1 protein-coding gene is annotated in these 1,386 nt (G+C 76.0%); it reads left to right on the top strand.

The window, feature by feature from the left end; all coding sequences use genetic code 11:
- Window positions 1–25 precede the first annotated feature (25 nt).
- Complete coding sequence (locus tag E4099_RS32000) at window positions 26–1,141, top strand: FAD-dependent monooxygenase (protein ID WP_245245356.1); 1,116 nt, start codon at window positions 26–28, stop codon at window positions 1,139–1,141.
- The last annotated feature ends 245 nt before the right edge of the window (window positions 1,142–1,386 follow it).

Here is a 1,386-nt window from a genome sequence, read left to right as displayed (position 1 = left end):
TCAGTGTGTATAAGAGACAGGAGGGCTGGCCGCGGCGATCGGTCTGCGCCGGGTCGGCTGGGAGGTGACGGTCATCGAGCGCTCCGCCGTACTCGGCGACGCCGGGGCGGGCATCTCACTGGCCGCCAACGGCATCCATGCGCTGGACGCCCTGGGTGTCGGCGCGGCGGTGCGCGAGGCGGCGCGGTTCCAGTACACCGGCGGCACCCGCACTCCCGACGGCCGTTGGCTGGCACGTATGGACGGCGCCGCGCTGGAGCGTGCGCTGGGCGCCCCGATCGTGGGGATACCCCGCTCCGCGCTCCACCGACTGCTGCGCGAGGCGCTGCCGCAGGAGGTGCTGGAGATCGGCACCGAGGTGACGGACCTCGACCTCAGCGATCCCGACCAGGCGCGAGTGGTCTGCGGCGACGCCGTCCGGAGCGCGGATCTGGTGGTGGCCGCGGACGGTGTCGGCAGCCGGGCGCGCCGGCAGCTCTTCCCCGCCCATCCCGGCCCCTCCTACAGCGGTTCCACGGTGCTGCGCGCCATCACCGAGCGCCCGGTCGACCTGCGGACCGACTTCGAGCTGACCTGGGGCCGGGGGGCGGAGTTCGGCCATATCGCCTTCACCGACGGCCGGGCCGAGTGGCACGCGGTCCTCAACGCGCCCGCCGAGGTGCGCTACCGGGACCCGCTGTCCGAGGTACGGCGCCGCTTCCGCGGTTGGCACGAGCCCATCGACTCCCTCCTGGCGGCCACGCGCCCGCAGGACGTCCTGCACCACGACATCAACGAGTTGGTCACCCCCCTGCCCTCGTACGTCGTGGGACGTGTCGCCCTGCTGGGCGACGCGGCCCACGCCATGACGCCCAACCTCGGGCAGGGTGCCTGCCAGGCCCTGGAGGACGCGGTCACCCTGGCCGCCGCACTGGCCGCCGCACCCACGGTCGAGTCGGCGCTGGCCCGGTACGACACCGAGCGGCGACCCCGCAGCCAGGCGATCGCCCGGGCCGCTCGGCAGGCCGGCCGCATGGGGCAGCAGCTGAACCGTCCACTCGCCGTCGCCGCGCGCAACACCGCGCTCCGGCTGGCCCCGTCCGGCCTGGCCGTGCGCGCCATCCTGCGGCACGCCGCCTGGACCGCCCCCCAGCTGGGCTGACCGACGGGGCGGGGCCGCCGCCGGGCCGTGTCGGACGCGCGGCGGGCCCCAGGTCGGCCGGAGGTCGGCCGGAGGCACCTCTCCTGAGGCCGCGTGAGGTGCCCGCCCAGGCGCCGGTGAGCGCTCGGGCCCAACTCCGCGAATACGCCGAGGGGGCGGCGTACGCCGACGCGGTGTCGGGTACGCCGCCCCTCGGGAGGGACGGGCCTCGGGCGGAACGGGCCGTGTGTGGGGCGGGCCTCGGG

Source organism: Streptomyces palmae (assembly GCF_004684805.1).
Classification (GTDB): Bacteria; Actinomycetota; Actinomycetes; order Streptomycetales; family Streptomycetaceae; genus Streptomyces; species Streptomyces palmae.
Note: the sequence above shows the minus strand (reverse complement) of the source record. Positions and strands in the feature narration are given on the sequence as shown.